Below are 26,610 nucleotides of genomic sequence, written 5' to 3' on the forward strand. Positions count from 1 at the left end.
GGGGCCTGCGAAAAGGGTTGGCCTGGTCAGGGGCGGGTGACCAATGATCGGACCCTGGCGGATCCGATCGGAGAGGTGCAACGGTATGTCGACCAGCGATCAGGTGCCCGCGGGTGGGGCGCTCGTCGGAGCGGGCCTCGTCGACGCGGAGCTCGTCGAGGCGGCCGTGGAGGTGGCGCGGCGGTACGCCCGGGGCGACAACCACACGGTGGCGGCCGCCGGACGCGCCGCCGACGGACGGATCGTCACCGCGCTGAACGCCTACCACTTCACCGGCGGACCGTGCGCGGAGCTGGTGCTGATCGGGGCGGCGGCCGGGCAGGGCGCGTACGAGCTCACCACCGTCGTGGCGGTCGGCGACCGGGAGCGCGGGGTGATCCCGCCGTGCGGGCGCTGCCGCCAGGTGCTGCTCGACTACTTCCCGGAGCTGCGGATCATCGTCGGGCAGGGCTCCCGGCTGCGCACCGTCCCGGTGCGGGAGCTGCTGCCGGAGACGTACGTCTGGGCCGACCACCAGGTGGACTGATCACGTTGTCCGACCGGGGGGCGGCGCCGGGGTGGCCGGGCAGGCCGTTCGCCCCTCGTTCGGCTGCGCGGGCTCGGCTCAAGGCGTTAGCGTGCAGGCGATGTGCCGTAGGAAGCCAGGAAACGCCAGCTGAGGGGAAACGTTGTCGGACGACCTGCTCATCGCAAAGATCAATCACGGTTTCGATCACCTCGACGCCGACGGCGACGGACTGATCACCGAACGGGACCACGTCCTGATGGGCCACTCGGTGGCCCGCTCGCTCGGCCACCAGGAGGGATCGGAGGCGGAGGCCGTGATCGTCCGCGCCTACCTGACGATCTGGCACGACCTCCACCTCGCCCGGCTGCCCGCCGGCACCCAGACGATCTCCCGCGAACAGTTCGTCGCCTCCACCGGCCTGCTCGCCGACGACCCCGAGGCCGCGCGCGACAGCCTCGGCGCGCTCGCCGCCGCGTTCCTCGCCGTCGCCGACACCGACCGCAGCGGGACCGTGGACGCCGGCGAGTTCTTCGTCTTCCAGCGCGGCCACTTCGCCGGCCTCAGCCGCGACGACGCCGACGAGGCCTTCCGCCGCCTCGACACCGACGGCGACGGCGTGCTCTCCGCGGCCGAGTTCACCGAGGCGATCATCGAGTACTGGACCAGCCGCGACCCGGACGCGCCCGGCAACTGGTGGACGGGGAAGCCCCCGCACGGCCTCTGAGCCCGACCCGGGCAACCGGACCCGGACAGCCCGGTTCTGACGACGGTCGGACCTGGACGGACAGGACCCGGACAGCCCGACCCGGACGACCGTCCCCGCGCGCCGGAAGCGCGGGGACGGTCGCGGCATGGCGACCCCGGCACCCCACCGTGACCGACCCGGTGGGGTGCCGGCCTCGGCGGGGTCAGGCCGCCGGGACGATCCGCTCGACGACGGTGTCGATCAGCGCCGCGAGGCCGTCGACGCCCAACACCTCGGGCAGGGTGAGGTGTTCGAGGATCAGGCCGGTCATGGCGAGGTAGAGCACCAGGACGGTCTCCCGGTCGCCGGGGAGGCCCTCGTCCAGGTGGAAGGCGACGTTGGCCTCCAGGTCGTCCCGGATGGTGCCGGTGAGCTGGGCCCGCAGGTCCGGGCGGCGGGTGGCCTCCAGGCGCAGTTCGAGCATCGCGAGGTAGCCGGCCCGGTCCGCGGTGATGCGGCGGATCAGGTCGTGCATCAGGGCCGTGACCAGCGCGCGGTCTCGGGGAGCCCGCATCAGTTCCTCGAGGACCGCCGCGTCCGGGATGAGCCGCCGGTGGATGTGCCGGGCGGTCTGGTGGAGCAGGTGGTCCCGGTTGGCGAAGTAGTTGGAGGCCGTGCCGTTGGGGACGCCGGCCTGGACGTCGACCGCGCGGAAGGTGAGGCCGCGGGCGCCCTCGCGGGCGAGGACCTCGATGGCGGCGTCGGCGAGGGCGGTACGGCGGGCGGGGTTCTGGACCATGGGCCGATTCTCTCTCCTCTCACGACGGGGACCCGGGGCGGCCTGAGGCCGGGTGCGACAGGGGTTGCCAACCACTACGACTGGAGTACTATGACTGTCGTGGTTAACGGGGCAGGCCGAAACGGCCCGCGCCGCATCCCGATCGCGTTCCTCGACCCAAGGACCTGAATGCGCAAGCTCACCTACTTCGTCGGCACCACCATCGACGGCTTCATCGCCGCCCCGAACGGCGCGTTCGACTTCCTCATGCCGTACGTCACCGAGGACTTCGCCCCGACGCTCTTCACCGAGTACCCGGAGACCATTCCCACCCCCGCCCGCGCGGCGGTCGGCATCGCCGAGGCCCCCAACAAGCTCTTCGACACCGTGCTCATGGGCCGCGGCACCTACGAGCCGAACGTGCCCGCCGGATTCGCCAACCCCTACGCCCACCTGCGGCAGATCGTCTTCTCCCGCACCCTCACCACCAGCCCCGACCCGGCCGTCGAGATCACCGCCGAGGACCCGCTGAGCACCGTCCGCCGGCTCAAGCAGGAGGACGGGCTCGGCATCTGGCTCTGCGGCGGCGCCAAGCTGGCCGGGCGGCTGCTGCCCGAGATCGACGAGCTGATCATCAAGCAGTACCCGGTGGTGGCCGGCTCCGGCATCCCGCTGTTCACCACGGAGTTCGCGCCCCGCGAGTTCACGCTCACCGGCAGCCGGGTCTTCGAACGCGGGAACCTGCTGCTCAGCTACGCGCGGACGAGCCCTTCACCGGACGCCCGGGACGCCCGGGACGCCTCGGCCGCCGGCTGACGCTCACCACCAGGCAGACACCCGCGACCACGATCGCCCCACCCGCCACGGTGGGGCCGGTCAGCGGCTCCGCCAGGATCAGCCAGCCCAGCAGCACCGCGACCACCGGGTTCACGTACGCGTACGTGCCCACCAGCGTCAGCGGGGCGGCGCGCAGCAGCCAGGCGTACGCGGTAAAGGCGAGCAGCGAACCGAACAGCACCAGGTAGGCGAGGGCCGGCCAGGACCGGCCGGAGACGGCCCCCAGGTCCAGGCCGCGCTGCTCGCCGCGGAAGAGGGCGATCAGCAGGTCGCAGAGGCCTCCGGCCAGCATCTGGTACGCGCTCGCGGCGAGCACGTTGCCCGGCATCGGGACCTTCTTGGTCACGAACGAACCGGCCGCCCAGAGCAGCGTGGCGCAGATGATCAGGACCACGCCGAGCGGCTCCACGGACCCGCCGACCGCCGGCGCCGACAGCACGCCGAGGCCGACCAGACCGAGCAGCACCCCGGCGAGCTCGGCGAGCCTCGGCCGCTCGCCGCCGAAGGCCGTCAGCACCACCATCCACAGCGGGACGGCGGCCACCAGCAGGGCGGTCAGGCCGGAGGGGACGGAGGTCTCGCCCAGGACCACCAGTCCGTTGCCGCCGGTCAGCAGCAGGACGCCGACCAGGGCGGAGGAGGCGAGCTGCCGTCCGCTCACCTTCAGCCCGGCCGGGCCCTGGCGCACCAGCAGGAAGCCGGCCAGCAGGAGCCCCGCGGTGAGGAAGCGGGCGGCGGCGGAGAGGAACGAGGGCATCGTCTCCACCGCGATCCGGATCGCCAGGTAGGTCGAGCCCCAGACGACGTAGACCACGGCGAGGGCCAGCCAGACGGCGCCGCCGAGGCGGGCGGCGGAGGCGGCCGGGGTGGCTGGTGTGGCCTTCGTGAGGGCTATCGGGCCCTCGTCCGCGTCCGCCTCCGCGTCGGCGGGGACGGCGTCCGCAGGAGTGACGAGGGGTGCGGCGGGTCCGGGGGGCACGGGGGTGGAACCGGGCGTGGTGGCCGGTTGGGGCGAAGCGGGCGATGTCATGTGTGTCCCCCTTGGACGGTGCTGGCCGAACCACGACATGACAGCGCATCGAGCACCCCGCGCGCCAGTCGGTATCACGAATCGGACCGGAAGACGTACCGTGGGCGCTCCCCAGCGAGGAGGTCGAACCCGTGTCCGGATCCGAGGAGGGACTGCCGTTCTTCGTCTACGGCACCCTGCGCAGCGGCGGCCGAAACCACACCGTCCACCTGGCCGGACGCTGTGCCGACATCCGCCCGGCCGTACTGGACGGCGCCGCGCTGCACGAGGGCCCCGGCTTCCCGTACGCGGTGCTCGACGCGACGCCCGGACGCCGGATCGTGGGCGAACTCATCACCATACGCCCGAGCGCGTACGACGGCGCGCTCGCGGCGCTGGACCACCTGGAGGAGTGCCGGGCCGACGGGACCGGACTGTACGTGCGGCGGCGGCTGGCCGTACGGGCCGCGGCGGACGACGAGCCGCAGGACGCCTGGGTCTACCTCGCCGGACCGGCCGCCGAGGCGCGACTGCGCGAGCGGCCGGCGCTGATCGGGTCGGGGGACTGGACGGACAGATGACAGATGACAGATTTCAACATCTGAAAGTTGTCGTCTGTCGGCTGTTATCTGTCAGCTGTCAGCTGTCATCTGTCAGCTGTCACCGGACGGCTGGCAGCTGGCGGCCGGCGACCGAACCCCGTCAGCCCCGCCCTCCCTCGCACCCACCCCCAAACCGCCAGGTAGGCTGCCCGGCCGGTTGTTTTTTATACTCATTCGCCGGCCGAACGACGAGGAGCCACCCGGTGCCCGAGCTGCCACCCCCGATCACCGTCGTCGGGATCGGGGCCGACGGCTGGCCCGGCCTCGCCGCCACCTCCCGGGCCGCACTGCGGAACGCCGAGGTGGTCGTCGGCGGCCCCCGCCAGCTCGACCTGCTCCCCCACGACGAGGTCACCGCCGAGTGCCTCCCCTGGCCGTCCCCGCTGCGCCCGGCCGTACCCGGACTGCTCGCCGCCCACTCCGACCGCCGCGTCGCCGTCCTGGCCAGCGGCGACCCGCTGTTCTACGGCATCGGCCGCACCCTCGCCGAGACGGTCGGCGCCGAGCGGCTGCGCGTCCTGCCGCACCCCTCCTCGGTCTCCTACGCCTGCGCGCGCCTCGGCTGGCCGCTGGAGGCCACCGAGGTGGTCAGCCTGGTCGGCCGCCCGCTGGACACCCTCTCCCTCGCCCTCCACCCCGGCCGCCGCCTGCTGGTGCTCAGCGCCGACGCCGCCACTCCGGCAGCCGTCGCCGCCCTGCTCACCGAGCGCGGCTACGGCACCGCCCGGCTGCGCGTCCTCGAACAGCTCGGCTCCCCCGCCGAACGGCACCTCGACGGCCCCGCCGAGGGCTGGCCGCACCCGGCCGGCGACCCGCTGAACGTCATCGCCGTCGAACTCGGCGACGGCCCCCGCACCTCCCTCGTCCCCGGTCTGCCCGACACCGCGTACGAGAGCGACGGCCAGCTCACCAAGCGCCACGTCCGCGCCGCCACCCTCGCCACCCTCGCCCCCTCCCCCGGCGAACTGCTCTGGGACGTCGGCGGCGGCTCGGGCTCGATCGCCATCGAGTGGCTGCGCGCCCACCGCGACTGCCGGGCCGTCAGCGTCGAACGCGACCCGGTGCGCGCCGAACGGATCGCCCGCAACGCCGCCGCCCTCGGCGTGCCCCGGCTGCGCGTGGTGACCGGCCCCGCCCCCGCCACGCTCGCCGAACTCCCCGTCCCCGACGCCGTGTTCATCGGCGGCGGCCTCACCGCGCCCGGACTGCTGGACAGTTGCTGGGCCGCTCTGCGTCCGGGCGGCCGACTGGTCGCCAACACCGTGACCCTGGAGTCCGAGGCGCTGCTCACCGACTGGTACCGGCGCCACGGCGGCGAACTCGTCAAGCTCGCCGTCGCCCACGCCGTGCCGGTGGGCGGCTTCACCGGCTGGCGCCAGGCCATGCCGGTCACCCAGTGGTCCGCCGTCAAGCCCAACACCCCCCAGGAGGACGCCTCGTGACCGTCTACTTCATCGGAGCCGGCCCGGGCGCCGCCGACCTGATCACCCTGCGCGGCCAGCGCCTCCTGGCCCGCGCCGAGGTCTGCCTCTACGCCGGCAGCCTCGTCCCGCGCGAGCTGCTGGACGAGTGCCCGCCCGGCGCCCGCCTGATCGACACCGCGCAGCTCAACCTGGACCAGATCGTCGCCGAGCTGGTCCGCGCGCACGAGGCCGGACAGGACGTCGCCCGGCTGCACTCCGGCGACCCGTCCGTCTTCTCCGCCGTCGCCGAACAGATGCGCCGCCTGGACGCCGCCGGCATCCCGTACGAGGTGGTCCCCGGCGTGCCCGCCTTCGCCGCCGCCGCGGCCGCGCTGAAGCGGGAGCTGACCGTCCCGACCGTCGGCCAGACCGTCATCCTCACCCGGATCGCCAAGCGCGCCACCCCGATGCCCGAGGGCGAGGACCTCGCCACCCTCGGCCTCAGCGGCGCCCTGCTGGTGCTGCACCTGGCCGCCGGGTACGTGGACGACGTGGTCGAGCAGCTGCTCCCGCACTACGGCGCCGACTGCCCGGCCGCCGTCGTCGCGATGGCCAGCCGCCCCGACGAACTGGTGCTGCGCGGCACCGTCGGCGACATCGCCGAACAGGTCAAGGCCGCGGGCGTGGTCCGCACCGCCGTCATCATCGTCGGCCGCACCCTGGCCGCCGAGCAGTTCCGCGACAGCCACCTCTACTCGGCGGACCGCGAGCGCCCGCACGAGCCCTGCGGGGCCTGATGCGGCACGTCCTGATCCTCGGCGGGACCACCGAAGGGCGGGCCTTGGCCGCCCGACTCACCCCCGAACTCACCGCTGAGCCCGCCCCCGCCGCCCACCGGATCACCAGCTCGCTGGCTGGGCGGACCGCCCAGCCCCGGCTGCCCGCCGGGGAGGTACGGATCGGCGGCTTCGGCGGACCGGAGGGCCTCGCCGACTGGCTGCGCGCGGAACGCGTGGACGCGGTGGTGGACGCCACCCACCCGTTCGCGGCCGGCATCTCGCGGAACGCCGCCCTCGCGGCCGCGGCCACCGGTACCCCGCTGCTGGTGCTGCGCCGCCCCGGCTTCACCCGGGTCGACGGCGACCACTGGCTCCCCGTCCCCTCCCTCGCGGCGGCCGCCGAACTGCTGCCCCGACGCGGGGAGCGGGTCCTCCTCACCATCGGCCGGCAGGGTGTCGCCGCCTTCGCCCACCTCGACGGCGTCCACTTCGTCTCCCGCTCGGTCGACCCGCCCGAGCCACCGCTGCCGCCGTCCTTCGAAGTCCTGCTCGACCGCGGCCCGTTCACGGTCCAGGGCGAGGAGGCACTGCTGCGCGAGCGCGACATCGACGTCCTGGTCACCAAGGACAGCGGCGGCGCCGCGACCGCCGCCAAACTGACCGCCGCCCGCTGCCTGGGCCTGCCCGTCATCGTCGTGCAGCGCCCGCCCGTCCCCGACGGCGTCCCGGTCGTGCCGGACGTCGAGGGCGCGGTGCGATGGCTGGAGCAGCGGCTGGGCTGAGTCCGGTCGGTGGACTCGCCGGGCGGCCAGGACGGCCGCCCGGAAGGATGTCCCCATGAGTGACGACCAGCGCACCGAGACCCAGCGGACCGAGACGCAGCGCACCGGCGACGAACGCGCCACCCTGGCAAGCTTCCTGGACTTCCAGCGCGACACCCTCGCGATGAAGTGCGCGGGCCTGACGACCGAGCAGCTCCGCACCCGGGTGCTGGCACCCTCCGGCCTCTCCCTGCTCGGCCTGGTCCGGCACCTCGCCGAGGTGGAGCGCAGCTGGTTCCGCAACGTCCTCAACAACGAGGCCGTACCCGGCTTCTGGAAGCACCCCGACGGCTCCTTCGCCGAGTTCGACGTCGACACCGCCGACCCGGACGAGGCCTTCGCCACCTGGCACCGCGAGTGCGCCCACGCCCGGGAACTCGTCGCCGCGGCGGAGTCGTTGGACGTCCTGGGCCACCACGGCGAGGAGGTCTTCTCGCTGCGCTGGATCCTCACCCACATGATCGAGGAGTACGCCCGCCACAACGGCCACGCCGACCTCCTGCGCGAACACCTCGACGGCACCACCGGCGAGTAGCGCCGGCACCGCGGTCCGGCTGGTGCGGGGAGGGCGGTCGGGCTGGGCGTTGAACAACCCGGTGTTCGTGGAGTACCTGAACACCGGGTTGGAGGTGGCCGTGCTGCTGACCGGGCTCGACGGGTGAGGCCGGGCGGCGGGGGCCGGGTCAGATGTCGCGGAAGGTCTCGATCCGGGCGCCGATGGAGTTGAGGCGCTCGGCGAGGTCCTCGTAGCCGCGGTTGATGACGTAGACGTTGCGCAGGACCGAGGTGCCCTGGGCGGCGAGCATCGCGAGGAGGATGACGACGGCCGGGCGCAGGGCCGGCGGGCACATCATCTCGGCGGCGCGCCAGCGGGTGGGGCCCTGGACCAGGACGCGGTGCGGGTCGAGGAGCTTGACGTCCGCGCCGAGCCGGGTCAGCTCGGTGAGGTAGATCGCGCGGTTGTCGTAGACCCAGTCGTGGATCATCGTGGTGCCGTGCGCGGCCGCGGCGATGGCGGCGAAGAACGGCACGTTGTCGATGTTGATGCCGGGGAACGGCATCGGGTGGATGGTGTCGATCGGCGCGGTCAGCTTGGACGGGCGCACGGTGAGGTCGACCAGCCGGGTGTGGCCGTTGTGGGCCCGGTACTCGGGGGTCCGGTCGTAGTCGAGGCCCATGCCCTCGAGGACGGCGAGCTCGATCTCCAGGAACTCGATCGGCACTCGGCGGATCGTCAGCTCGGAGGAGGTGACGACGGCGGCGGCCAGCAGGCTCATCGCCTCCACCGGGTCCTCGGCCGGGGTGTAGTCGACGTCGCGGGTGATCTCCGGGACGCCGTGCACGGTGAGGGTGGTGGTGCCGATGCCCTCGATCTTGACGCCCAGCTCCTCCAGGAAGAAGCAGAGGTCCTGGACCATGTAGTTGGGCGAGGCGTTGCGGATGACGCTCACGCCGTCGTGCCGCGCGGCGGCCAGCAGGGCGTTCTCGGTGACGGTGTCCCCGCGCTCGGTCAGCACGATCGGGCGGTCCATCGGGGCGCCCGGCTCGACGGAGGCGTGGTAGGCGCCGCCGGTGGTGGCGACCTCCAGGCCGAAGCGGCGCAGCGCGGTCAGGTGCGGCTGGACGGTGCGGGTGCCGAGGTCGCAGCCACCCGCGTACGGGATGGCGAAGTGCTGGGCGCGGTGCATCAGCGGGCCGAGGAACATCAGGACGCTGCGGGTGCGGCGGGCGGCCTCGACGTCCATCGCGGCGAGGTCGAGCTCGGCCGGCGGGGTGAGTTCGAGGTCCCGGCCCTCGTTGATCCAGCGGCTCTTGACGCCGATGCTGGTGAGCACCTCGAGGATGCGGTAGACCTCCTCGATCCGGGCGACGCTGCGGATCGTGGTGCGGCCGGTGGTCAGCAGCGAGGCGCAGAGGATCGCGACGCAGGCGTTCTTGCTGCTGCGGACGTCGATCGCGCCGGAGAGGCGGGTGCCGCCGGCGACGCGCAGGTGCATCGGGCCGGAGTAACCGAGGGAGACGATCTCGCTGTCGAGGGCTTCGCCGATGCGGGCGATCATCTCAAGGCTGACGTTCTGCTTGCCCTGTTCGATGCGGTTGACCGCGCTCTGGCTGGTGCCGAGCGCCTCGCCGAGCTGAGCCTGGGACCAGCCGCGGTGCTGACGCGCGGTGCGGATGAGGGTGCCGATACGGGTGAGGTAGTCGCCTGTCACTCGCCAGACGATATCTCATGGCTGAGATGGCGACAGAACCGCCCGGCGGCGTGGCGCTCCTTTTGTCCGCTTCTCGCCCCGTATGGCTGTCAGATCTTCACATCACCGGGCGATGCTGTCACACGACTGCGACAGTCGTGACGTCGTCACGGCCCCAGCGGCTCCGCCCGGCCCACGATGGTGCCCGCCCGGTCGATGCAGATGACGTCCACCGCGACCGGCGAGCCCAGCAGCACGCCGAGCGCCGTCGCCCGGGCCGCCTCGGCGACCAGGTCCCCGAGCGGCACGCCGGCCGCGCGGCACAACTGGACCGCCTCCAGCCCGGTGTTGGCCGCCGCCACCGCCGCGCTCAGCCGCTCGTCCGCCCCGCCCCGCCGGGCCAGTTCGGCCAGGTAGCCCTTGTCCACCTGGGAGCGGGCCGAGTGCAGGTCGAGGTGGCCGGCCGCGAGCTTGGACAGCTTGGCGAAACCGCCCGCGATGGTCAGCCGGGGCACCGGATGACGCTTCAGGTACTTGAGCACGGCGCCCGCGAAGTCGCCCATGTCCAGCAGCGCGTCCTCGGGCAGGCCGTGCACCGCCACCGCGACCTTCTCCGAGGTCGAACCGGTGCAGCCGGCGACGTGCGTGCGCCCCGCCGCCCGGGCCACGTCCACGCCCCGGCGGATGGAGTCGATCCAGGCCGAGCAGGAGTAGGGGACGACGATGCCGGTGGTGCCCAGGATGGACAGGCCGCCGAGGATGCCGAGCCGCGGGTTCCAGGTCGAGCGGGCGATCTCCTCGCCGTGGTCGACGGAGATCTCGACCACCACGTCCCCGCTGCCGCCGTGCGCGGCGGCCGCCTCGGCGACCGCGTCCCGGATCATCTGCCGGGGCACCGGGTTGATCGCGGGCTCGCCGACGGGCAGCGGCAGACCGGCCTTGGTCACCGTCCCCACCCCGGGGCCGGCCCGGAACACCACCCCGGTGCCGGGCTCGCCCGCCCGTACGGTCGAGCGGATCAGGGCGCCGTGGGTGACGTCGGGGTCGTCGCCGGCGTCCTTGACCACTCCGGCCATGGCGAACGGCTCCTCGGCGGCGTCCGGGGTCTGCGGACCGTCCGTGCCCAGCTTTTCGGCGGCGCCCAGCCGTTCGGCGGCGCCCAGCCGTTCGGCGGCCAGGGCGAAGGCGGGCCGCTGGCCCTTGGGCAGGGTGATGACCACGGGGTCGGGGAACTCACCGGTGAGCAGCGCGGTGTACGCGGCCTTGGTGGCGGCGGTGGCGCAGGCGCCCGTCGTCCAGCCGTGCCGCAGGCCGCTGCTCTTCAGCTGGCCGGCCCGGCCGCCCGCCGCGGCTCCCGGCTGGGTCTCCGCTCCGGCTCCCGCCTCGGCTCCCGCTGCGGCCACCTGTGCCTCGCTTCCGACGGCGCCCTCGCCGTCCTGCTTTCCCGGGCGGCCGCACCGGCCGCCGCCGCCGATTTTCCCCCATTCACCAGGTCGGGGCCCGACCGGGGTCGCCCACGGCGGGTGGCGGCGGGGTGGTGCGTGAGCGGTGGAAGGGGTGGTGCGTGAGCGGTGAAGGGGGCGGTGCGGGAGCCGCGGCGGAGATGGTGTCCCGCGTTCCCGAAGAGTTCGCCGCACGGGCCTCGCCCTCTGCGCCTACCAGTGAGTAATCTGGCGGCCCGCCAGAAGCGGGTTCATGACACGCGGGTCCGGTCGCACGAGGGCAGTCCTCCCGGCCGGGCCATCACCATGTGGGGGTTTTTGTGGCAGGGATGAGTCGGCGTACGTTCCTCACGGGTACGTCGGTGGCCGCCGCGTGGTCGGCCTTGTCGCTCGGCGGCGCCCAGTTCGCCTCGGCCGCGACGCGCGACCAGGCGCTGGCGACCACGGCCGCGCGGGCGGTCGGAGTCACCGGGACGACGCTGGAGCAGGTGGCCACGCCGGTCGGCACCGGCGGCTACAAGCGGCTGACGGCCGGCCCCGGCTGGCCGCTGGTGGTGCGCGGCGACCTGGCGGCGCCGGGTGCCGGGCGGGACGACCGCCGCACCGGGCTGGCCAGCTTCGTCCAGTTCAGCGACCTGCACCTGGTGGACACCGAGTCCCCGGTGCGCTTCGAGTACCTGGCCAGATTCACCGGCAGCGCGTACCGGCCGCAGGAGGCCCTGAACGCCCGGGGTGTCTCGGCCCTCGTCGAGCGGGTCAACTCGCTCGCCGGCGGCCCCTACACCGGAATGCCGTTCAGCATGGTGATGGCCACCGGCGACAACACCGACAACCACGAGCTCGCCGAACTCGACTGGTACCTCAAGGTCATGGGCGGTGGCCGCCTGGCCCAGAACACCGGTGACCCGAACCGCTACGAGGGCGTGCAGAACTCCGGCAACGCGGCCTACTGGAACCCCGAACTCTCCTACAGCGACGGCTACAAGGCCAAGGGCTTCCCCCTGGTGCCCGGCTTCCTCTCCGCCGCCGGCCGCCCCTTCGACGCGCCGGGCCTGCGCACGCCCTGGTACACGACGGTCGGCAACCACGACGACAGCATCGAGGGCACGCTGCCGGACCTCGGCCTGCTCAACGACCTCTACACGGGCCAGTACAAGCTGGAGGGCTGCGACGACGCCACCGCCGCCCAGCTGACGGACTCGCTGCGCCGCGACCCGGCGGGCGCCGTACTGCTGCTCGCCAAGCTGATCGCCAGTGGCGAGGCGGTGCGCCGGATCACCCCGGACGAGCGCCGCCGGCCGTTCACGCTCAAGGAGTTCGCCAAGGCCCACCTGAACCCGGCGGTGACCGGCTCCGGCCCGTACGGGCACGGCTTCACCTCGGACATGGTGAGCAGCGGCAAGCTCTACTACAGCTTCCGCATCTCGGAGAAGGTGCTCGGCATCAGCCTGGACACCACCAACCAGGCCGGGTTCGCGGACGGTTCGCTGGGCACCGCTCAACTGCGCTGGCTGGAGAAGCAGTTGCAGGCGCACAGCGGCCACTGGTACGACGCCGACGGGCGCCGGGTGACGGGCGGCAGCACGGACGACGTGATCCTGCTGTTCAGCCACCACACCAGCACCTCGATGGGCAACCTGCTGCCGGACCCGCGGAACATCTTCGAGAAGCGGCACGACGGCAACGAACTGGTGGCGCTGCTGCAGCGCTACCCGAACGTGGTCGCCTGGGTGAACGGGCACACCCACATGAACAAGATCACGCCGCACGGCCACGCGGTGCCGGAGCGGGCGTTCTGGGAGATCAACACCGCCTCGCACATCGACTACCCGCAGCACGGCCGGATCATCGAGGTCGTGGACAACGGGGACGGCACGCTCTCGCTGTTCACCACCCTGATCGAGTCCTCCGCGCCGTACGGGACGGACTTCGGCAGCACCTCGGACGCCAACCTCGCGGCGCTCTACCGCGAGCTGTCGTACAACGACCCGAACGGGCGGCCGGCGGCGCTGCTGGGTGCGGGCGAGGACCACAACACGGAGCTGCTGGTCACCAAGCCGACCCGGTGACGGGGGTCGGATGACGGCCGCCGGATGACGGCGAACAGATGACAGAAAACGGATGACAGCTGACAGATTTCATCATCTGTCAGCTGTCATCCGTTACTCGTTATCTGTTACTCGTCACTCGCCCGCCGTCACCCCTCCGGGTAGCGCCGGGGCGTCCAGACGACCTCCACGCCGCCGCCGCGCTCGACCGCCCGGGTCTGCGAGGAGCCGATCAGCAGGATCGTCCGCATGTCGACCAGCGCCGGGTCCAGCTCGCCGAGCCGGACGATCCGCACCCGCTCGGTCGGCCCGCCGACGTCGCGCGCCATGACCACCGGGGTCTCCGGCGCCCGGTACTCCAGCAGCAGGTCCCGGGCGAGGCCGACCTGGGTGGTGCGGGACTGCGAGCCCGGGTTGTACAGCGCCAGCACCAGGTCCGCCTCGGCGGCGGCGCGCAGCCGCTTGGCCACCGCGTCCCAGGGCTTGAGCCGGTCCGAGAGCGACACCGTCGCGTAGTCGTGCCCGAGCGGGGCGCCGGCCCGGGAGGCGGCCGCGTGGGCGGCGGTCATCCCCGGCAGGACCCGCACCGGGACGTCCCGGTAGGCCTCCTCGCAGGCGACCTCCAGCACGGCGGTGGCCATCGCGAACACGCCCGGGTCGCCCGAGGAGACCACCGCGACCCGGTGTCCGCGCCGGGCCAGCTCCAGCGCGTACTCGGCGCGCTCGGACTCCACCTTGTTGTCCGATCCGTGCCGCCGCTGCCCCGGCCGCTCGGGCACCCGGGCCAGGTACGTGGTGTAGCCGACCAGGTCGGTGGCCTCGGCCAGCGCGCCGCGCGCCTCGGGGGTGAGCCAGAGCGGTCCGGCCGGTCCGGTGCCGACCACGGTCACGCTGCCCAGGCCGTCCGACAGCCGGACCTCGGACACCAGCGGCGCGACCTTGCTCGGCAGCACCGCGACCGAGAAGTACGGCACCGTCTCCTCGTCGACCTCCGCGAGCGGCGCGATGCGCTCGCCCTCCATGAAGGCCCGCTCGACGTACTGGGCGTCGGCCAGCCGCCCGGCCCGTTCCAGGGCCCGGCGGACGGTCGGGAAGGTGCGGCCCAGCTTCATGATCACGGCGGAGTCGGCCGACGCGATCCGCGCGGTCAGCTCCTCCTCGGGCAGCGTGCCCGGGATGACGGTGAGCGTCTCCTCGGCCTCGGTCAGCGGCTGCCCGAGCCGGGCCGCCGCCGCGCTGACCGAGGTCACGCCGGGCACCACCTCGGTCGCGTACCGGTGCGCGAGCCGCTTGTGCATGTGCTGGTACGAGCCGTAGAACAGCGGGTCGCCCTCGGCGAGGACGACCACGTCGCGCCCGGCGTCCAGGTGGGCCGCCAGCCGCTCGGCGGCCTCCTCGTAGAAGTCGTCCAGCGCGCCGCGGTAGCCGCCCGGGTGGTCGGTGGTCTCGACGGTGAGCGGGTAGACCAGCTTCTCCTCGATCTGGCCACCCGTCAGGTAGCGTGCGGCGATCGAGCGCGCGATGGAGCGGCCGTGGCGGGCGCTGTGGTACGCCACCACGTCGGCCTTGCCGATGAGTTCGGCGGCGCGGACGGTCACCAGCGACGGATCGCCCGGGCCGAGCCCGACGCCGTAGAGCCGCCCACTGGAAGGCTTCTGATGATCCGTCATTCTTCTTCGCTCGCAATCGCGTTGACGGCGGCGGCGGCCATCGCACTGCCGCCGCGCCGGCCGCGCACCACCAGGTGCTCCAGGCCGGACGGGTGCTCGGCCAGGGCCTGCTTGGACTCGGCGGCGCCGATGAAGCCGACCGGGACGCCGATCACCGCGGCCGGGCGCGGCGCGCCCGCCTCGATCATCTCCAGCAGCCGGAACAGCGAGGTCGGCGCGTTGCCGACGGCGACCACCGCGCCCTCCAGCCGGGGCAGCCACAGCTCCATGGCCGCGGCGCTGCGGGTGTTGCCCATCGCCCGGGCGAGTTCGGGCACCGACGGGTCGGTGAGGGTGCAGATCACCTCGTTGTCGGCGGGCAGCCGCTTGCGGGTCACGCCGCTCGCGACCATGTTGACGTCGCAGAGGATCGGCGCGCCCGCGTGCAGTGCGGCGCGCGCGGAGGCGACCACGCCGGGCGAGTACACCAGGTCCTCGACCAGGTCGACCATCCCGCAGGCGTGGATCATCCGCACCGCGACCTGGGAGACGTCCGCCGGGAGGGCGGCCAGATCGGCCTCCGCGCGGATGGTGGCAAAGGACTGGCGGTAGATGGACGCGCCGTCCTTCTCGTACTCGATCACTTCGTGGTCCTCCTGGCCTCGGCGACCGCCTCGGCCATCTCCTCGTTCGTCACCTCGGCGGCCTCGGGGGCGGCCGCCGGTCCGTTCACCGTCACCCGGTAGCCGCGCCCAGTGGCGAGCACGTCCACCCACCGCCCGGCCGGGTGGCCGCAGCGCCGTTCACAACCCGACCAGTGGACGGGAAGCACGTCGAAAACCCCGCCAGGGGCGGGCCCGTCACCAACCGGCAGAGCACCCCCGGGCCCGTCGCCCACCGGCCGGCCGCCGGCGTCCAGCGCCCGGGCCGCGTCGGAGCGGACGTCGGCGAGCGACTTGGCGCACCCCGGCAGCCCGGTGCAGGCGGTGGCCCGCTCCCAGGGCGAGCCCGGCTCGGTACGGAACCCGGCCTCGGCGAGCCCGGGCAGCAGGTCGGCCGGGGCGCCGGGCAGGACCGCCCCGCGCCAGGGCGTCAGTCGCACGTCACCGGCGGAGGCGGCGACCAGCGCCCGCCACTGCGCGGCGCTCGCCCGGCCGAAGCGCAGGCCCACCGAGAGCCCGCCCGGCAGCGCGCCCACGGCGGGCGCCGCACCGGTGAAGGCGGGCAGCGGCACCGGGCCGACCGGCAGCAGGTCGGGGGCGTCGCGCAGGTGCCAGGCCTTGCGCCCGTTCGCGCGCAGCGCGTCCAGGAAGGAGCGGGCCGCGTCCAGTACGGCCGTCACCTCCCGCCCGGCCTCGACCTGGTGTCCGTGGTCGGCACGGCCGAGCCGCAGCACAGTCGGCCGGTCCCGGTCCGAGGCCTCACCCCGGTCGCTGCCCCGGTCCGCGCCGCCGGCCCGCGAGCCTGCGATCAATGTCACATCGGCGTCGAGCGCGGCGACGTCGCCCCGCCCGTCGTCCAGCGCGAAGAGGAACTTGCCGGAGAGCCCGGCCGCCCAGTCGCTCGCGCACAGCCGCGCGTCCAGGTCCCGTACCCAGGCCTGGACATCGGCGCTCGCGGCGGAATCCAGGCCCGCCAGCGGCGAGGCGACGATGTTGCGGACCCGCTCGTGGGTGTCCGAGGGCAGCAGGCCGACGGCGCGCAGCCGCTCGGCGAGGTCCGCCGCGCAGTGCGGGGCCAGGCCGCGCAGTTGGACGTTGCCGCGCGAGGTCGTCTCCAGCCAACCGTCGCCCAGGACCTCCGCGGCCTCCGCCAGCGCGAGTGCCTGACGGTCCGTCAACAGACCTCCGGGCAGGCGGATCCGGGCCAGGGAGCCGTCGTCGGCCGGGTGCAGACGCAGCGCGCCCGGGCAGGCGTCCGCGCGCCCCCGGTCGGGCACCTCCCGGTCGGGTACGGCAGCGCCCGGCGCGGTGGCGTCGGGTGTCGGTGGCATGGCCGCGAGCATACAGATGATCCGATCGGTTGCCTCCGTCCGCTGCATCACACTCCGGCGCACCCGCCGCACGCGCCGGGCGGCCGTCCCGGGCAGCTGTCCCGGCGTCCCCGGTCGGCGGTCTCGCCGTCCGGGGGCGGCTGTCCCGGCCGTCCCCGTCGGCGGTCCCGGCCGTCCGGGGCGGTGCGCCGGGCCGCCCGGAGCCCGCGGCCGAAAGCTCACTCTCCCCCAGGTCAGCCGTACCCCGTACGATGCAGGGCGGACGGTCCCGGCGGACCGTCCGCACGCCAGCGACGGCGCAGGGGAGGAAACCGGTGCAAGCCCGGTGCGGTCCCGCCACTGTGACCGCGGTTCACCGGGAGACCGGCCGGCCGCGGGAGCCAGGAACTCCTGCCGTCCTCCACCGGCCCGGGGCGCGGACCCCGAGGAAGGCAGAAATGCACCAGCGCTGTCGCATGCCCGCGCACGCTTCCACGGCTGTCCGCACGGACGCTCCGGCCGCCCCGGCCGTCGTCCGGACCGCACCGGCCGTCACTCCGGCCGTCACTCCGGCCGCCCGGTCCCGTACCCGGACCGCCGAGGCCGACGTCACGGCCGTCCCGGCCCGCACCAGGGCCACCGTCCGGGCTCGCACCAAGGCCGTCCCGGCCCGCACGACGGCCACCCCGGCCGATTCCACGGCCGTCCTGGCCATCCACGAGGCCGGGAGGGCCTACGCATGATCCTGCTGCTGTCGACGTCCGACACCGACCTGCTGAGCGCCCGTGCCGCCGAGGGCCCGGTGCGCTACCGGCTCGGCAACCCGGCCCGGCTCTCGCCCGAGGACCTGCCCGCGCTGGTGGAGGGCACCGACCTGGTCGTGGTCCGCCTGCTCGGCGGGCGCCGCGCCTGGCAGGAGGGCCTGGACGCACTGCTGGCCGGCCCCCGCCCGGTGGTGGTGCTGACCGGTGAGCAGGCCCCCGACGCCCAGCTGATGGAGCTGTCCACCGTCCCGGCCGGCATCGCCGCCGAGGCGCACGCCTACCTCGCCCACGGCGGCGCGGCCAACCTGGCCGAGCTGGGCGCCTTCCTCTCCGACACCGTGCTGCTGACCGGCCACGGCTTCGCGCCGCCCGCCTCGGCGCCGGCCTGGGGCCCGCTGGAGCGCGAGGCCCGTACGTCCGAGGGTCCGACGGTGGCGGTGCTCTACTACCGCGCCCACCACATGAGCGGCAACACCGCCTTCGTGGAGACGCTCTGCCGGGCGATCGAGGACCAGGGCGCCCAGGCCAGGGCCTACTACTGCGCCTCGCTGCGCGGCGCCGAGCCCGAGCTGCTGGCCGCGCTCGGCGAGGCCGACGCGCTCGTCACCACCGTGCTCGCCGCCGGCGGCACCCGCCCGGCCGACGCGCAGGCCGGCGGCGACGAGGAGGCCTGGGACGCTGGCGCGCTGGCCGCGCTGGACCGCCCGATCCTGCAGGCGCTCTGCCTGACCTGGTCTCGCGCCCAGTGGGAGGCCAGCGACGACGGCCTGTCCCCGCTGGACACCGCCACCCAGGTCGCCGTGCCGGAGTTCGACGGCCGTCTGATCACCGTCCCGTTCTCCTTCAAGGAGCTGGACGAGGACGGTCTGACCGTCTACGCCGCCGACCCGGAGCGCGCCGCCCGGGTGGCCGGCACCGCCGTCAGCCACGCCCGGCTGCGCTACGTCCCGGCCGCCGAGCGCCGCCTGGCGCTGGTGCTGTCCGCGTACCCGACCAAGCACGCCCGGGTCGGCAACGCCGTCGGCCTGGACACCCCGGCCAGCGCCGTCCGCCTGCTGCACCGGCTGCGCGAGGAGGGCATGGACCTCGGCAGCGACCTGCCCGGTCTGGACGACAGCGCCGCCCCGGCGAGCGGGCGAGTGACTGCCCACGAGGGTGACGCGATCATCCACGCCCTGATCGCGGCCGGCGGCTACGACCAGGACTGGCTGACCGAGGACCAGCTGGCCCGCAACCCGGTGCGCATCCCCGCCGCCGACTACCGCCGCTGGTACGCCACGCTGCCGCAGGGGCTGCGCGAGCAGGTCGAGGAGCACTGGGGCCCGGCCCCCGGCGAGCTGTACGTCGACCGCTCGCAGAACCCGGACGGCGACATCGTGCTGGCCGCGATCCGCTCCGGGAACCTGCTGGTCCTGATCCAGCCGCCGCGCGGCTTCGGCGAGAACCCGGTCGCGATCTACCACGACCCGGACCTGCCGCCGAGCCACCACTACCTGGCCGCGTACCGCTGGATCGAGGCCGCGCAGGAGGACGGCGGCTTCGGCGCCCACGCCGTGATCCACCTCGGCAAGCACGGCAACCTGGAGTGGTTGCCCGGCAAGACCGCCGCGCTGTCCGCCGAGTGCGGCCCGGACGCCGTCCTCGGCAACCTCCCGCTGGTCTACCCCTTCCTGGTCAACGACCCGGGCGAGGGCACCCAGGCCAAGCGCCGCGCCCACGCCACCCTGGTCGACCACCTCGTCCCGCCGATGGCCCGCGCCGACTCCTACGGCGACATCGCGCGCCTGGAGCAGCTGCTGGACGAGCACTCCAACATCGCCGCGATGGACCCGGCCAAGCTGCCCGCCATCCGCGCCCAGATCTGGACCCTGATCCAGGCCGCCAAGCTGGACCACGACCTCGGCCTGGACGAGCGCCCCGAGGACGACGGCTTCGACGACTTCCTGCTGCACGTCGACGGCTGGCTCTGCGAGGTCAAGGACGCCCAGATCCGCGACGGCCTGCACGTCCTCGGCCAGGCACCGGTCGGCACCGACCGGGTCAACATCGTCCTCGCCATCCTGCGCGCCCGGCAGATCTGGGGCGGCGTCAGCGCCCTGCCCGGCCTGCGCGAGGCGCTCGGCCTGGACGAGGCGGCGCTGACCCTGGGCGCCACCGACGCGGCCGAGGCCAAGGCGCGCGCCCTGGTCGAGGCCATGGAGGCGGAGGACTGGGCGCCCGGGGCGGTCGAGAAGGTCACCGCCGAGCTGCCGGAGACCGTCCAGGAGGCCGTCCGCCAGGTGCTGGACTTCGCCGCCACCCAGGTGGTGCCGCGGCTGGCCGCCACCACCGACGAGCTGGACGCGGTGCTGCACGCGCTGCGGGGCGGCTTCGTCCCGGCCGGCCCGTCCGGCTCGCCGCTGCGCGGCCTGGTCAACGTGCTGCCGACCGGCCGCAACTTCTACTCCGTCGACCCGAAGGCCGTCCCCAGCAAGCTCGCCTGGGAGACCGGCCAGGCGCTCGCCGCCTCGCTGATCGAGCGGTACACCGCCGACAACGACGGCGCCTACCCGCCCTCGGTCGGGCTCTCGCTCTGGGGCACCAGCGCGATGCGCACCGCCGGTGACGACATCGCCGAGGCCTTCGCCCTGCTCGGCGTCCGCCCGGTCTGGGACGACGCCTCGCGCCGGGTCACCGGCCTGGAGGCCGTCCCGCTGGAGGAGCTGGGCCGCCCGCGCATCGACGTCACGCTGCGCATCTCCGGCTTCTTCCGCGACGCCTTCCCGCACGTGGTCGCCCTGCTGGACGACGCGGTGCGCCTGGCCGCCGCCCAGGAGGAGGCCGACGAGCAGAACTTCGTCCGCGCCCACGTCCAGGCCGACCTCGCCGTCCACGGCGACGAGCGCAAGGCCACCGTCCGCGTCTTCGGCTCCCGCCCGGGCACGTACGGGGCCGGCCTGCTCCAGCTGATCGACAGCCGCGACTGGCGCACCGACGCCGACCTGGCCGAGGTGTACACGGTCTGGGGCGGCTACGCGTACGGCCGCGGGCTGGACGGCCGGCCGGCCCGCGAGGAGATGGAGACCGCCTACAAGCGGATCACCGTCGCCGCGAAGAACACCGACACCCGCGAGCACGACATCGCCGACTCGGACGACTACTTCCAGTACCACGGCGGCATGGTGGCCACCGTCCGCGCCCTCACCGGCAAGGCGCCGACCGCCTACATCGGCGACTCCACCCGCCCGGAGACCGTCCGCACCCGGACGCTGACCGAGGAGGCCGCCCGGGTCTTCCGCGCCCGTGTGGTCAACCCGCGCTGGATCGAGGCGATGCGCCGGCACGGCTACAAGGGCGCCTTCGAGATGGCCGCGACGGTCGACTACCTGTTCGGCTACGACGCCACCACGGGCGTGGTCGCGGACTGGATGTACGAGAAGCTGACCCAGGAGTACGTGCTCGACCCGGTCAACCGGGAGTTCCTCGCGGGCGCCAACCCGTGGGCGCTGCACGGCATCAGCGAGCGACTGCTGGAGGCGGCGAGCCGCGGGCTGTGGGAGCAGCCGGACCCGGAGCTGATCGCGCAGCTGCAGGCCGCGTTCCTGGAGACCGAGGGGGATCTGGAGGGCGGCGAGGGCTGAGCCGGCTGCCCGGACGGGCGCTCGGGCTGCTGCTCTGACGAGGGGCTCGGACGGGGGGCTCGGACGGTCGCTCGCATCGACCGTCCGGGCACCCGTTCGAGCCGGTCGCCCGGGCGCCCGTTCGAAAGGTGGGCCTCCATCTCACTGTTGGTGTTCCCGTAGTCCATTCGGGTGACGGGAGCACTGGTGGCCCACGCCGTCCGGGCGGACAATACGGGGCATGTCGCGGCGCACCGGTCCCACCAGTCCAGCCCTGAGCACGCCTCCCGCGGACCACGCGGAGGGAGCGGAGCGAACCGGGCCACGGGAGCCGCGCGCGCCGCACCGGCACCGGGCCCGGCTCGGGGCGCTCGCGGCCGGGGCGGTACCGGTGCTCGCCTTCCCGGCACCCGGGCAGGCCTGGCTGGCGTGGATCGCGCTCGTCCCCGGGCTGCTGCTGATGCAGCGGGCGCCCGGGGGGCGGGAGGCCGCCGTCCGCGGCTGGTGGTTCGGGGCCGGGTTCATCCTGACCGCGATGTACTGGCTGGTGCCGTCCATCGGCCCCGGGCTCCCGGTGCTCGCGGTGCTGTTCGGGGCGCTCCAGGGCGCCGTCGGGTACACCGTGCACCGGCTGCTGCGCCCGCCGCTGACCACCCGTCGGGCGCTGCTCGCGCTGCTGGTCGTCCCCGCGGTCTGGGTGTCGGCCGAGTACGCGCGCTCCTGGCCGGCCCTCGGCGGGCCGTGGGCGCTGCTCGGCGCCACCCAGTGGCAGCACCCCGCCGTCCTCGGACTGGCCTCGGCGGGCGGGATCTGGCTGGTCAGCGCGGCGGTCGCGACGGTGAACACCGGGGTCCTGATCGCGCTGACCGCGGTGCACTGGCGGCCACGGGCGATCGCGGCCTCGGCCGCGGTGCTCGCGCTGGCCGCCGGCCCGGCGCTGTTCGCCCTGCGCGAGGCGCCGACCGGGGCGGGGGCCGTCACGGTGGCGCTCGTCCAGCCCGGCATCGTGGAGGACCCGCAGGCCCGGTTCGACGCGAGCGCGCGAACCACCGCCGCCCTGGTCGGCCAGCGGGTCGACCTCGTGGTGTGGGGCGAGAGCAGCACCACCGCCGACCTGGACCACGACCCGGCCGCGCTCGACGTGCTGCGCGACCTCGCCGCCACCACCGGCGCCCAGGTCATCGCCGGGGAGGACGCCCGCAAGGCCGACGGACGGATCTCCAAGGACGCCGTACTGGTCTCCCCGGCGGGCGTGGTGGACCGCTACCGCAAGATCCGGCTGGTGCCCTTCGGCGAGTACATCCCGCTGCGGCCGGCGCTCGGCTGGATCGCCGGGGTCAGCCGGGCAGCGGGCGAGAACCGGGCGCCCGGCACCGCGTTCCACCTGCTGCCGACCGTCGACCGGACGGGAGCGCCGCTGCCGGTCGGGGCGCTGATCTGCTTCGAGTCGGCCTTCCCCGACATGGCCCGCACCGCCGCGCGGGACGGCGCCCGGGTGCTGGTCTACCAGTCCTCGACCTCGACCTTCCAGCGCACCTGGGCCCCCGAGCAGCACGTCTCGCTGGCCGCGATCCGGGCCGCCGAGACCGGGCGGCCCGCCGTCCAGGCCTCGCTGACCGGGGTGTCGGCGGCCTTCGACGCCCAGGGCCGGGAGCTCGCCCGGCTCGGCACCGACAGCACCGGCGCGCTGACCGTCCGACTGCCGCTCACCGCGCCCGGGACGCTGACCTGGTACGACCGCGTCGGCGACGTGGTCCCGGCCGGGGCCCTGCTGATCACGGCGGGGGCGGCGGTGGCGGCGGGGGCGGCGGTGGGCGCCGCGCGGCGCACGGCGCTCGGCTGAGCCGTCCCGTCGGGCGCCCGGCTCTCCGATCAGCCCTCCGCGGGGACGCTGTAGACGCCGAAGGCAGCACCCTGGGGATCGCGCAGCACGGCGATCCGCCGGCCGCCCTGCATGGAGTAGGCGGGCATCTGCACGCGCCCGCCGAGGGCCACCGCCCGCTCGACGGTGTTGTCGACGTCGGCGACCGAGAAGTACGGCAGCCAGTGCGGCGGCACCTCCGCCGGGAAGCCCTCGCCCATCACCAGCATGCCGCCGAAGTCCCGGCCGCCCAGGCCCCACTGGGTGTAGTGCTCGGAGGGGGCGACGGACCAGCCGAAGACCGCCGGGTAGAACGCGGTCGAGCCCGCCGGGTCGCGGGTGAGCAGCTCCACCCAGCCGAGCGAGCCGGGCTCGTTGAACATCCCGGAGCCCTCGAAGGCGCGGGGCTGCCAGAGGATGAAGACCGCGTGGGAGCGGTCGGCGGCCACCGCGAAGCGGCCCTGGTCCAGCAGGTCGGTGGGCTCCTTGAGGATGCTGCCGCCGGCTTCCTCGATCCGCGCCGCGGTGGCGTCGGCGTCGGCGACCGCGAAGCTGACCGTCCAGGCCGTCGGCTGCCGTGACGCGTAGCGCGGGGTGATCGCGGCGACCGGCGCGTCCGCCACGAGCATCCGGACGTAGTCGCCGTCCCCGGGTCGCGCACCGTCGTCCTCGCGCCAGCCGAACAGCTCGCGGTAGAAGGCCCGGGCGGCGGCCGGGTCGGAGGTGCCCAGTTCGACCCAGCAGGGGCCGTCGGTGGTCACGGAGGTCTGCTTCATGGATTCGGTTCTCCAGCTCGGTCTCGGCCCCCGGGCCCTCCCCGCCCAGGATGCGGGGCGGGGAGGGCCGGGGGCGGACGCTGGTGGGCCGAACGGGGCGGCGGAACGGGGGCGGGAGAACGGATGACAACTGACAGCTGACAGCTGACAGCTGATGAAATCTGTCAGCTGTCATCTGTTATCTGTTACCCGTCAGCTGTTACCCCGTCACCCGCTACCCGTCAGCGCAGGGCGCGCGCCACCGGGATCCAGAGCTCCGCCTCGGCGTCGGCCGTCCCCGGGACGAAGCGGGTCTGCAGGATCTCCGGGCCCGGCCGGGCCTCGTACGGGTTGGACGGGAACCACTGACTGGCCACGTCCCCCCACATCTCCTGCAGCGCCTGCGGGAACGGCCCGGTGTTGGTGAACACCGCCCAGGTGCCGGCCGGCACCTCCAGGACGTCCAGGTCCTCCGGGACGTCGGCCCCCTCACGCGCCACCACCGCGTGCCAGTAGTCGAGTTCGGACCCCTCCTCGCGGTTCGGCGAGAAGTCGTCGCTCACCGACACGAGGCCGACCGGGTCCTGACCGGTGAGGGCCGTGATCCGCTCGACGGTCTCCTTGCCGAGGCCCTTGATGAACTCGGCGATCCCCGGGTTGATCCCCTGGTAGATCAGGGTGACCCGGGCCTTCTTCCCGACGATCCGGAAGTCCGGCTTCTCGACGATGCGGTACTCCATACTGCTGCTTCCTTCCACGACGAGTCTGAAGGACATCCTGGGTTGGGAGGTGAGCACCGCACCGTCGCGCCGGGCCTCCCCCGGCCCGACCCCGTGCATCGCCCGGAACGCCCGGGCGAAGGCCTCGCCCGAGGTGTACCCGTACCGGATCGCGACGTCGAGCAACGTCCGCTCGCCGTCGAGGACTTCGGCCCCCGCGACGGTCAGCCGCCGACGCCGGACGTACTCCGACAGCGGCATCCCGGCGAGCATCGAGAACAGCCGCCGGAAGTGGTACTCCGACGTCACTGCGATCCGCGCCAGCTCGGTCACGTCGACCTCGCCGTCCAGGTGCCGTTCGATGTGGTCCATCGCCCGGTTCAGGTGTTCCAGCACTCCGACCCCGTCCTTCCTTGCTGATCACCACCGTAGGAAGGACCCACCTTGCCGTACCCGACGATCGGTGCCCGCTCCGGTCGGGTGCCGATCGCCGGGTCAGCCGGGCAGACCAGGCCCTCGGGCCAGCCCCTCGGGCCAAGGCCTCAGACCAGTCCGTCAGACCAGGCCCTGGGCCAGCATCGCGTCCGCGACCAGCTCGAAGCCCGCGATGTTCGCGCCCACCACGTAGTCGCCGGGGTGGCCGTAGCGCTCGGCGGTGGTGAAGCAGGAGTCGTGGATGTGCTTCATGATCCCGGCCAGCCGCTCCTCGGTGCGCTCGAAGGTCCAGGAGTCGCGCGAGGCGTTCTGCTGCATCTCCAGCGCGCTGGTCGCGACGCCGCCCGCGTTGGCCGCCTTGCCCGGGCCGAAGGCGACCCCGGCCTCCTGGAACACCCGCACCGCCTCCGGGGTGGTCGGCATGTTGGCGCCCTCGGCGACCGCGAGCACGCCGCTCCGCACCAGGGCGAGCGCGTCGGCCTCGGTCAGCTCGTTCTGGGTGGCGCAGGGCAGCGCGACCTCGCAGGGCACGCCCCACACCCCGGACCCCTCGACGAACTTGACGTGGCTGCCGCGCAGTTCGGCGTACTCGGAGATCCGGCCGCGGCGGACCTCCTTGACCTCCTTGAGCAGGCCGAGGTCGATGCCCTTCTCGTCCACCACGTAGCCGGAGGAGTCGGAGGCGGTGAGCACCGTCGCGCCGAGCTGCTGCGCCTTCTCGATCGCGTAGAGCGCGACGTTGCCGGAGCCGGAGACGACCACCCGGTGCCCGTCCAGACCCCCGCCCCGGCTCCCCAGCATCTCGGCGGTGAACAGCACGCAGCCGTAGCCGGTGGCCTCCGTCCTGACCTGCGCGCCGCCCCAGCCCAGGCCCTTTCCGGTGAGCACGCCGGACTCGTAGCGGTTGGTGATCCGCTTGTACTGGCCGAAGAGGTAGCCGATCTCCCGGCCGCCGACGCCGATGTCCCCGGCCGGCACGTCGGTGTGCTCGCCGAGGTGGCGGTGGAGCTCGGTCATGAAGGACTGACAGAACCTCATGATCTCGGCGTCCGAACGGCCCTTGGGGTCGAAGTCGGATCCGCCCTTGCCGCCGCCGATCGACAGTCCGGTGAGCGCGTTCTTGAAGATCTGCTCGAAGCCGAGGAACTTGACGATGCCGAGGTTCACCGAGGGGTGGAAGCGCAGCCCGCCCTTGTACGGGCCGAGGGCGCTGCTGAACTCCACCCGGAAGCCGCGGTTGACGTGGATGCCGCCGGAGTCGTCCGTCCACGGCACCCGGAACATCAACTGCCGCTCGGGCTCGCAGATCCGCTCGATGATCCGGGCGTCGAGGAGTTCGGGCCGGTGGGCGAGGACGGGGGCCAGGGTCTCCAGCACTTCGTGGACGGCCTGATGGAACTCCGTCTCACCCTTGTTGCGGCGCACGACCTCCGCGAACAGGGCCTCGATCGCTCGCTGTTCGGCGTCGAAGCGGGGCCGGCTCGCGGCGGCGGGGACGGCTCCGGCGGCGGATCCGGGAATGGCTCCGGGGGTGGATCCGGGGCGGCTCATGGGCATCTGATCAAGACCTTCCGTCGTCGTCGGTGGTCGTGCGCGGGGCGTTCCCGTGCCCAGGAAACGGGAGGAAGTCTCCCAGTGTCGACACCGCGCGCCGCCTGCCTTCCACATGTCGGGACGCGGACGGGAACAGGTGGGGCTGGTGGGGCGTTGTGCGCCTCCGCGGTCGCGTCGAACCCCGGTGGTCCGGCCGTC

The 26,610-nt window shown here is 73.8% G+C and carries 22 protein-coding genes and 1 riboswitch; of the genes, 12 read left to right on the top strand and 10 right to left on the bottom strand.

The genetic code is table 11. The features are described from left to right. The first annotated feature begins 85 nt into the window (after positions 1 to 85). Positions 86 to 526 (top strand): cytidine deaminase family protein, encoded by a 441-nt coding sequence (locus ACYP53_RS36530; RefSeq protein ID WP_459650567.1) that lies wholly within the window; start codon positions 86 to 88, stop codon positions 524 to 526. Positions 527 to 668: 142 nt separating this feature from the next. After that, positions 669 to 1,232: an EF-hand domain-containing protein gene (locus ACYP53_RS36535; protein ID WP_189913638.1), complete on the top strand. Its 564-nt coding sequence runs from the start codon at positions 669 to 671 to the stop codon at positions 1,230 to 1,232. Positions 1,233 to 1,416: 184 nt separating this feature from the next. Here the strand turns inward: ACYP53_RS36535 and ACYP53_RS36540 are convergent, their stop codons facing one another. Then, positions 1,417 to 1,992 carry a TetR/AcrR family transcriptional regulator gene (locus ACYP53_RS36540; RefSeq protein WP_459650568.1) on the bottom strand — a complete coding sequence of 192 codons (576 nt, stop codon included), beginning with the start codon at positions 1,990 to 1,992 and terminating at the stop codon, positions 1,417 to 1,419. Positions 1,993 to 2,160: 168 nt separating this feature from the next. On the opposite strand from ACYP53_RS36540, the gene ACYP53_RS36545 reads away from it, so the two are divergent. After that, positions 2,161 to 2,787 carry a dihydrofolate reductase family protein gene (locus ACYP53_RS36545; RefSeq protein ID WP_459650569.1) on the top strand — a complete coding sequence of 209 codons (627 nt, stop codon included), beginning with the start codon at positions 2,161 to 2,163 and terminating at the stop codon, positions 2,785 to 2,787. Here ACYP53_RS36545 and ACYP53_RS36550 read toward each other — a convergent pair. After that, entirely contained in the window at positions 2,720 to 3,838 is a 1,119-nt protein-coding gene (locus tag ACYP53_RS36550) for an EamA family transporter (protein WP_459650570.1), read from the bottom strand. The two genes, ACYP53_RS36545 and ACYP53_RS36550, sit on opposite strands and share 68 nt — an antisense overlap. A gap of 131 nt (positions 3,839 to 3,969) precedes the next feature. Between ACYP53_RS36550 and ACYP53_RS36555 the strand changes: the two genes are divergently transcribed. The 5 genes from ACYP53_RS36555 to ACYP53_RS36575 all read left to right on the top strand — a co-directional run bounded on the left by ACYP53_RS36555 (position 3,970) and on the right by ACYP53_RS36575 (position 7,957). After that, on the top strand, positions 3,970 to 4,398 hold the full coding sequence (locus ACYP53_RS36555) for a gamma-glutamylcyclotransferase family protein (RefSeq protein ID WP_459650571.1): 429 nt from the start codon (positions 3,970 to 3,972) through the stop codon (positions 4,396 to 4,398). Between the two features lie 224 nt (positions 4,399 to 4,622). Then, the gene (gene cbiE / locus ACYP53_RS36560; RefSeq protein ID WP_459650572.1) at positions 4,623 to 5,861 is read left to right on the top strand and encodes a precorrin-6y C5,15-methyltransferase (decarboxylating) subunit CbiE; all 1,239 of its coding nucleotides are present in this window, start codon (positions 4,623 to 4,625) and stop codon (positions 5,859 to 5,861) included. Continuing rightward, positions 5,858 to 6,619, top strand: coding sequence for a precorrin-4 C(11)-methyltransferase (gene cobM, locus ACYP53_RS36565; protein WP_459650573.1), 762 nt, complete (start codon positions 5,858 to 5,860; stop codon positions 6,617 to 6,619). Before cbiE ends, cobM begins: the two co-directional genes overlap by 4 nt. Continuing rightward, the gene (locus ACYP53_RS36570; protein WP_459650574.1) at positions 6,619 to 7,383 is read left to right on the top strand and encodes a cobalt-precorrin-6A reductase; all 765 of its coding nucleotides are present in this window, start codon (positions 6,619 to 6,621) and stop codon (positions 7,381 to 7,383) included. Before cobM ends, ACYP53_RS36570 begins: the two co-directional genes overlap by 1 nt. Before the next feature lie 55 nt (positions 7,384 to 7,438). Then, positions 7,439 to 7,957: a DinB family protein gene (locus tag ACYP53_RS36575; RefSeq protein ID WP_459650575.1), complete on the top strand. Its 519-nt coding sequence runs from the start codon at positions 7,439 to 7,441 to the stop codon at positions 7,955 to 7,957. Positions 7,958 to 8,105: 148 nt separating this feature from the next. Here ACYP53_RS36575 and ACYP53_RS36580 read toward each other — a convergent pair whose 3' ends face one another. Together ACYP53_RS36580 and ACYP53_RS36585 are read right to left on the bottom strand one after the other, a co-directional pair. Beyond that, positions 8,106 to 9,635 (bottom strand): UDP-N-acetylglucosamine 1-carboxyvinyltransferase, encoded by a 1,530-nt coding sequence (locus ACYP53_RS36580; RefSeq protein ID WP_189913646.1) that lies wholly within the window; start codon positions 9,633 to 9,635, stop codon positions 8,106 to 8,108. A 146-nt stretch (positions 9,636 to 9,781) separates the two neighbouring features. Beyond that, on the bottom strand, positions 9,782 to 11,017 hold the full coding sequence (locus ACYP53_RS36585; RefSeq protein ID WP_459650576.1) for a cobalt-precorrin-5B (C(1))-methyltransferase: 1,236 nt from the start codon (positions 11,015 to 11,017) through the stop codon (positions 9,782 to 9,784). 368 nt (positions 11,018 to 11,385) lie between these two features. On the opposite strand from ACYP53_RS36585, the gene ACYP53_RS36590 reads away from it, so the two are divergent. After that, complete coding sequence (locus ACYP53_RS36590) at positions 11,386 to 13,125, top strand: TIGR03767 family metallophosphoesterase (RefSeq protein WP_459650577.1); 1,740 nt, start codon at positions 11,386 to 11,388, stop codon at positions 13,123 to 13,125. A gap of 128 nt (positions 13,126 to 13,253) precedes the next feature. Here the strand turns inward: ACYP53_RS36590 and ACYP53_RS36595 are convergent, their stop codons facing one another. Genes ACYP53_RS36595 through ACYP53_RS36605 form a run of 3 tightly spaced genes read right to left on the bottom strand, consistent with a single transcriptional unit; the run spans position 13,254 to position 16,746 of the window. After that, positions 13,254 to 14,774: a precorrin-2 C(20)-methyltransferase gene (locus tag ACYP53_RS36595; RefSeq protein WP_459650578.1), complete on the bottom strand. Its 1,521-nt coding sequence runs from the start codon at positions 14,772 to 14,774 to the stop codon at positions 13,254 to 13,256. Beyond that, complete coding sequence (locus ACYP53_RS36600; RefSeq protein ID WP_459650579.1) at positions 14,771 to 15,397, bottom strand: precorrin-8X methylmutase; 627 nt, start codon at positions 15,395 to 15,397, stop codon at positions 14,771 to 14,773. Before ACYP53_RS36600 ends, ACYP53_RS36595 begins: the two co-directional genes overlap by 4 nt. Then, positions 15,394 to 16,746: a hypothetical protein gene (locus tag ACYP53_RS36605; RefSeq protein ID WP_459650580.1), complete on the bottom strand. Its 1,353-nt coding sequence runs from the start codon at positions 16,744 to 16,746 to the stop codon at positions 15,394 to 15,396. The genes ACYP53_RS36600 and ACYP53_RS36605 overlap by 4 nt, the downstream gene beginning before the upstream one ends. Before the next feature lie 304 nt (positions 16,747 to 17,050). Next, a riboswitch (cobalamin riboswitch) is annotated at positions 17,051 to 17,136 on the top strand. 65 nt (positions 17,137 to 17,201) lie between these two features. Between ACYP53_RS36605 and ACYP53_RS36610 the strand changes: the two genes are divergently transcribed. From ACYP53_RS36610 to lnt, 3 genes are all read left to right on the top strand, one after another. Next, positions 17,202 to 17,468 carry a hypothetical protein gene (locus ACYP53_RS36610; protein WP_459650581.1) on the top strand — a complete coding sequence of 89 codons (267 nt, stop codon included), beginning with the start codon at positions 17,202 to 17,204 and terminating at the stop codon, positions 17,466 to 17,468. Continuing rightward, on the top strand, positions 17,465 to 21,109 hold the full coding sequence (cobN, locus tag ACYP53_RS36615) for a cobaltochelatase subunit CobN (protein ID WP_459650582.1): 3,645 nt from the start codon (positions 17,465 to 17,467) through the stop codon (positions 21,107 to 21,109). The genes ACYP53_RS36610 and cobN overlap by 4 nt, the downstream gene beginning before the upstream one ends. 220 nt (positions 21,110 to 21,329) lie before the next feature. Continuing rightward, the gene (gene lnt, locus ACYP53_RS36620; protein WP_459650583.1) at positions 21,330 to 22,931 is read left to right on the top strand and encodes an apolipoprotein N-acyltransferase; all 1,602 of its coding nucleotides are present in this window, start codon (positions 21,330 to 21,332) and stop codon (positions 22,929 to 22,931) included. 29 nt (positions 22,932 to 22,960) lie between these two features. Here lnt and ACYP53_RS36625 read toward each other — a convergent pair whose 3' ends face one another. The 3 genes from ACYP53_RS36625 to gdhA form a co-directional block, all read right to left on the bottom strand. Beyond that, on the bottom strand, positions 22,961 to 23,725 hold the full coding sequence (locus ACYP53_RS36625; protein WP_459650584.1) for a VOC family protein: 765 nt from the start codon (positions 23,723 to 23,725) through the stop codon (positions 22,961 to 22,963). Positions 23,726 to 23,946: 221 nt separating this feature from the next. Continuing rightward, a complete protein-coding gene (locus ACYP53_RS36630) occupies positions 23,947 to 24,819 on the bottom strand; it encodes an AraC family transcriptional regulator (RefSeq protein WP_459650585.1) in 873 nt (290 codons plus the stop codon). Between the two features lie 159 nt (positions 24,820 to 24,978). Further along, positions 24,979 to 26,409 carry an NADP-specific glutamate dehydrogenase gene (gene gdhA, locus ACYP53_RS36635; RefSeq protein WP_459650586.1) on the bottom strand — a complete coding sequence of 477 codons (1,431 nt, stop codon included), beginning with the start codon at positions 26,407 to 26,409 and terminating at the stop codon, positions 24,979 to 24,981. Positions 26,410 to 26,610: the final 201 nt, after the last annotated feature.

The sequence above is a fragment of the Kitasatospora sp. Ki12 genome, from assembly GCF_054601375.1.

Bases quoted from the DNA above. Each gene is read 5' to 3' on its own strand.
- cobN (WP_459650582.1), top strand. From the start codon at position 17,465: ATGATCCTGCTGCTGTCGACGTCCGACACCGACCTGCTGAGCGCCCGT.
- gdhA (WP_459650586.1), bottom strand. From the start codon at position 26,409: ATGAGCCGCCCCGGATCCACCCCCGGAGCCATTCCCGGATCCGCCGCC.
- ACYP53_RS36590 (WP_459650577.1), top strand. From the start codon at position 11,386: ATGAGTCGGCGTACGTTCCTCACGGGTACGTCGGTGGCCGCCGCGTGG.
- ACYP53_RS36605 (WP_459650580.1), bottom strand. From the start codon at position 16,746: ATGCCACCGACACCCGACGCCACCGCGCCGGGCGCTGCCGTACCCGAC.
- ACYP53_RS36540 (WP_459650568.1), bottom strand. From the start codon at position 1,992: ATGGTCCAGAACCCCGCCCGCCGTACCGCCCTCGCCGACGCCGCCATC.
- ACYP53_RS36625 (WP_459650584.1), bottom strand. From the start codon at position 23,725: ATGAAGCAGACCTCCGTGACCACCGACGGCCCCTGCTGGGTCGAACTG.
- ACYP53_RS36595 (WP_459650578.1), bottom strand. From the start codon at position 14,774: ATGACGGATCATCAGAAGCCTTCCAGTGGGCGGCTCTACGGCGTCGGG.
- ACYP53_RS36570 (WP_459650574.1), top strand. From the start codon at position 6,619: ATGCGGCACGTCCTGATCCTCGGCGGGACCACCGAAGGGCGGGCCTTG.
- ACYP53_RS36530 (WP_459650567.1), top strand. From the start codon at position 86: ATGTCGACCAGCGATCAGGTGCCCGCGGGTGGGGCGCTCGTCGGAGCG.
- ACYP53_RS36550 (WP_459650570.1), bottom strand. From the start codon at position 3,838: ATGACATCGCCCGCTTCGCCCCAACCGGCCACCACGCCCGGTTCCACC.
- ACYP53_RS36575 (WP_459650575.1), top strand. From the start codon at position 7,439: ATGAGTGACGACCAGCGCACCGAGACCCAGCGGACCGAGACGCAGCGC.
- ACYP53_RS36610 (WP_459650581.1), top strand. From the start codon at position 17,202: ATGCCCGCGCACGCTTCCACGGCTGTCCGCACGGACGCTCCGGCCGCC.
- ACYP53_RS36545 (WP_459650569.1), top strand. From the start codon at position 2,161: ATGCGCAAGCTCACCTACTTCGTCGGCACCACCATCGACGGCTTCATC.
- lnt (WP_459650583.1), top strand. From the start codon at position 21,330: ATGTCGCGGCGCACCGGTCCCACCAGTCCAGCCCTGAGCACGCCTCCC.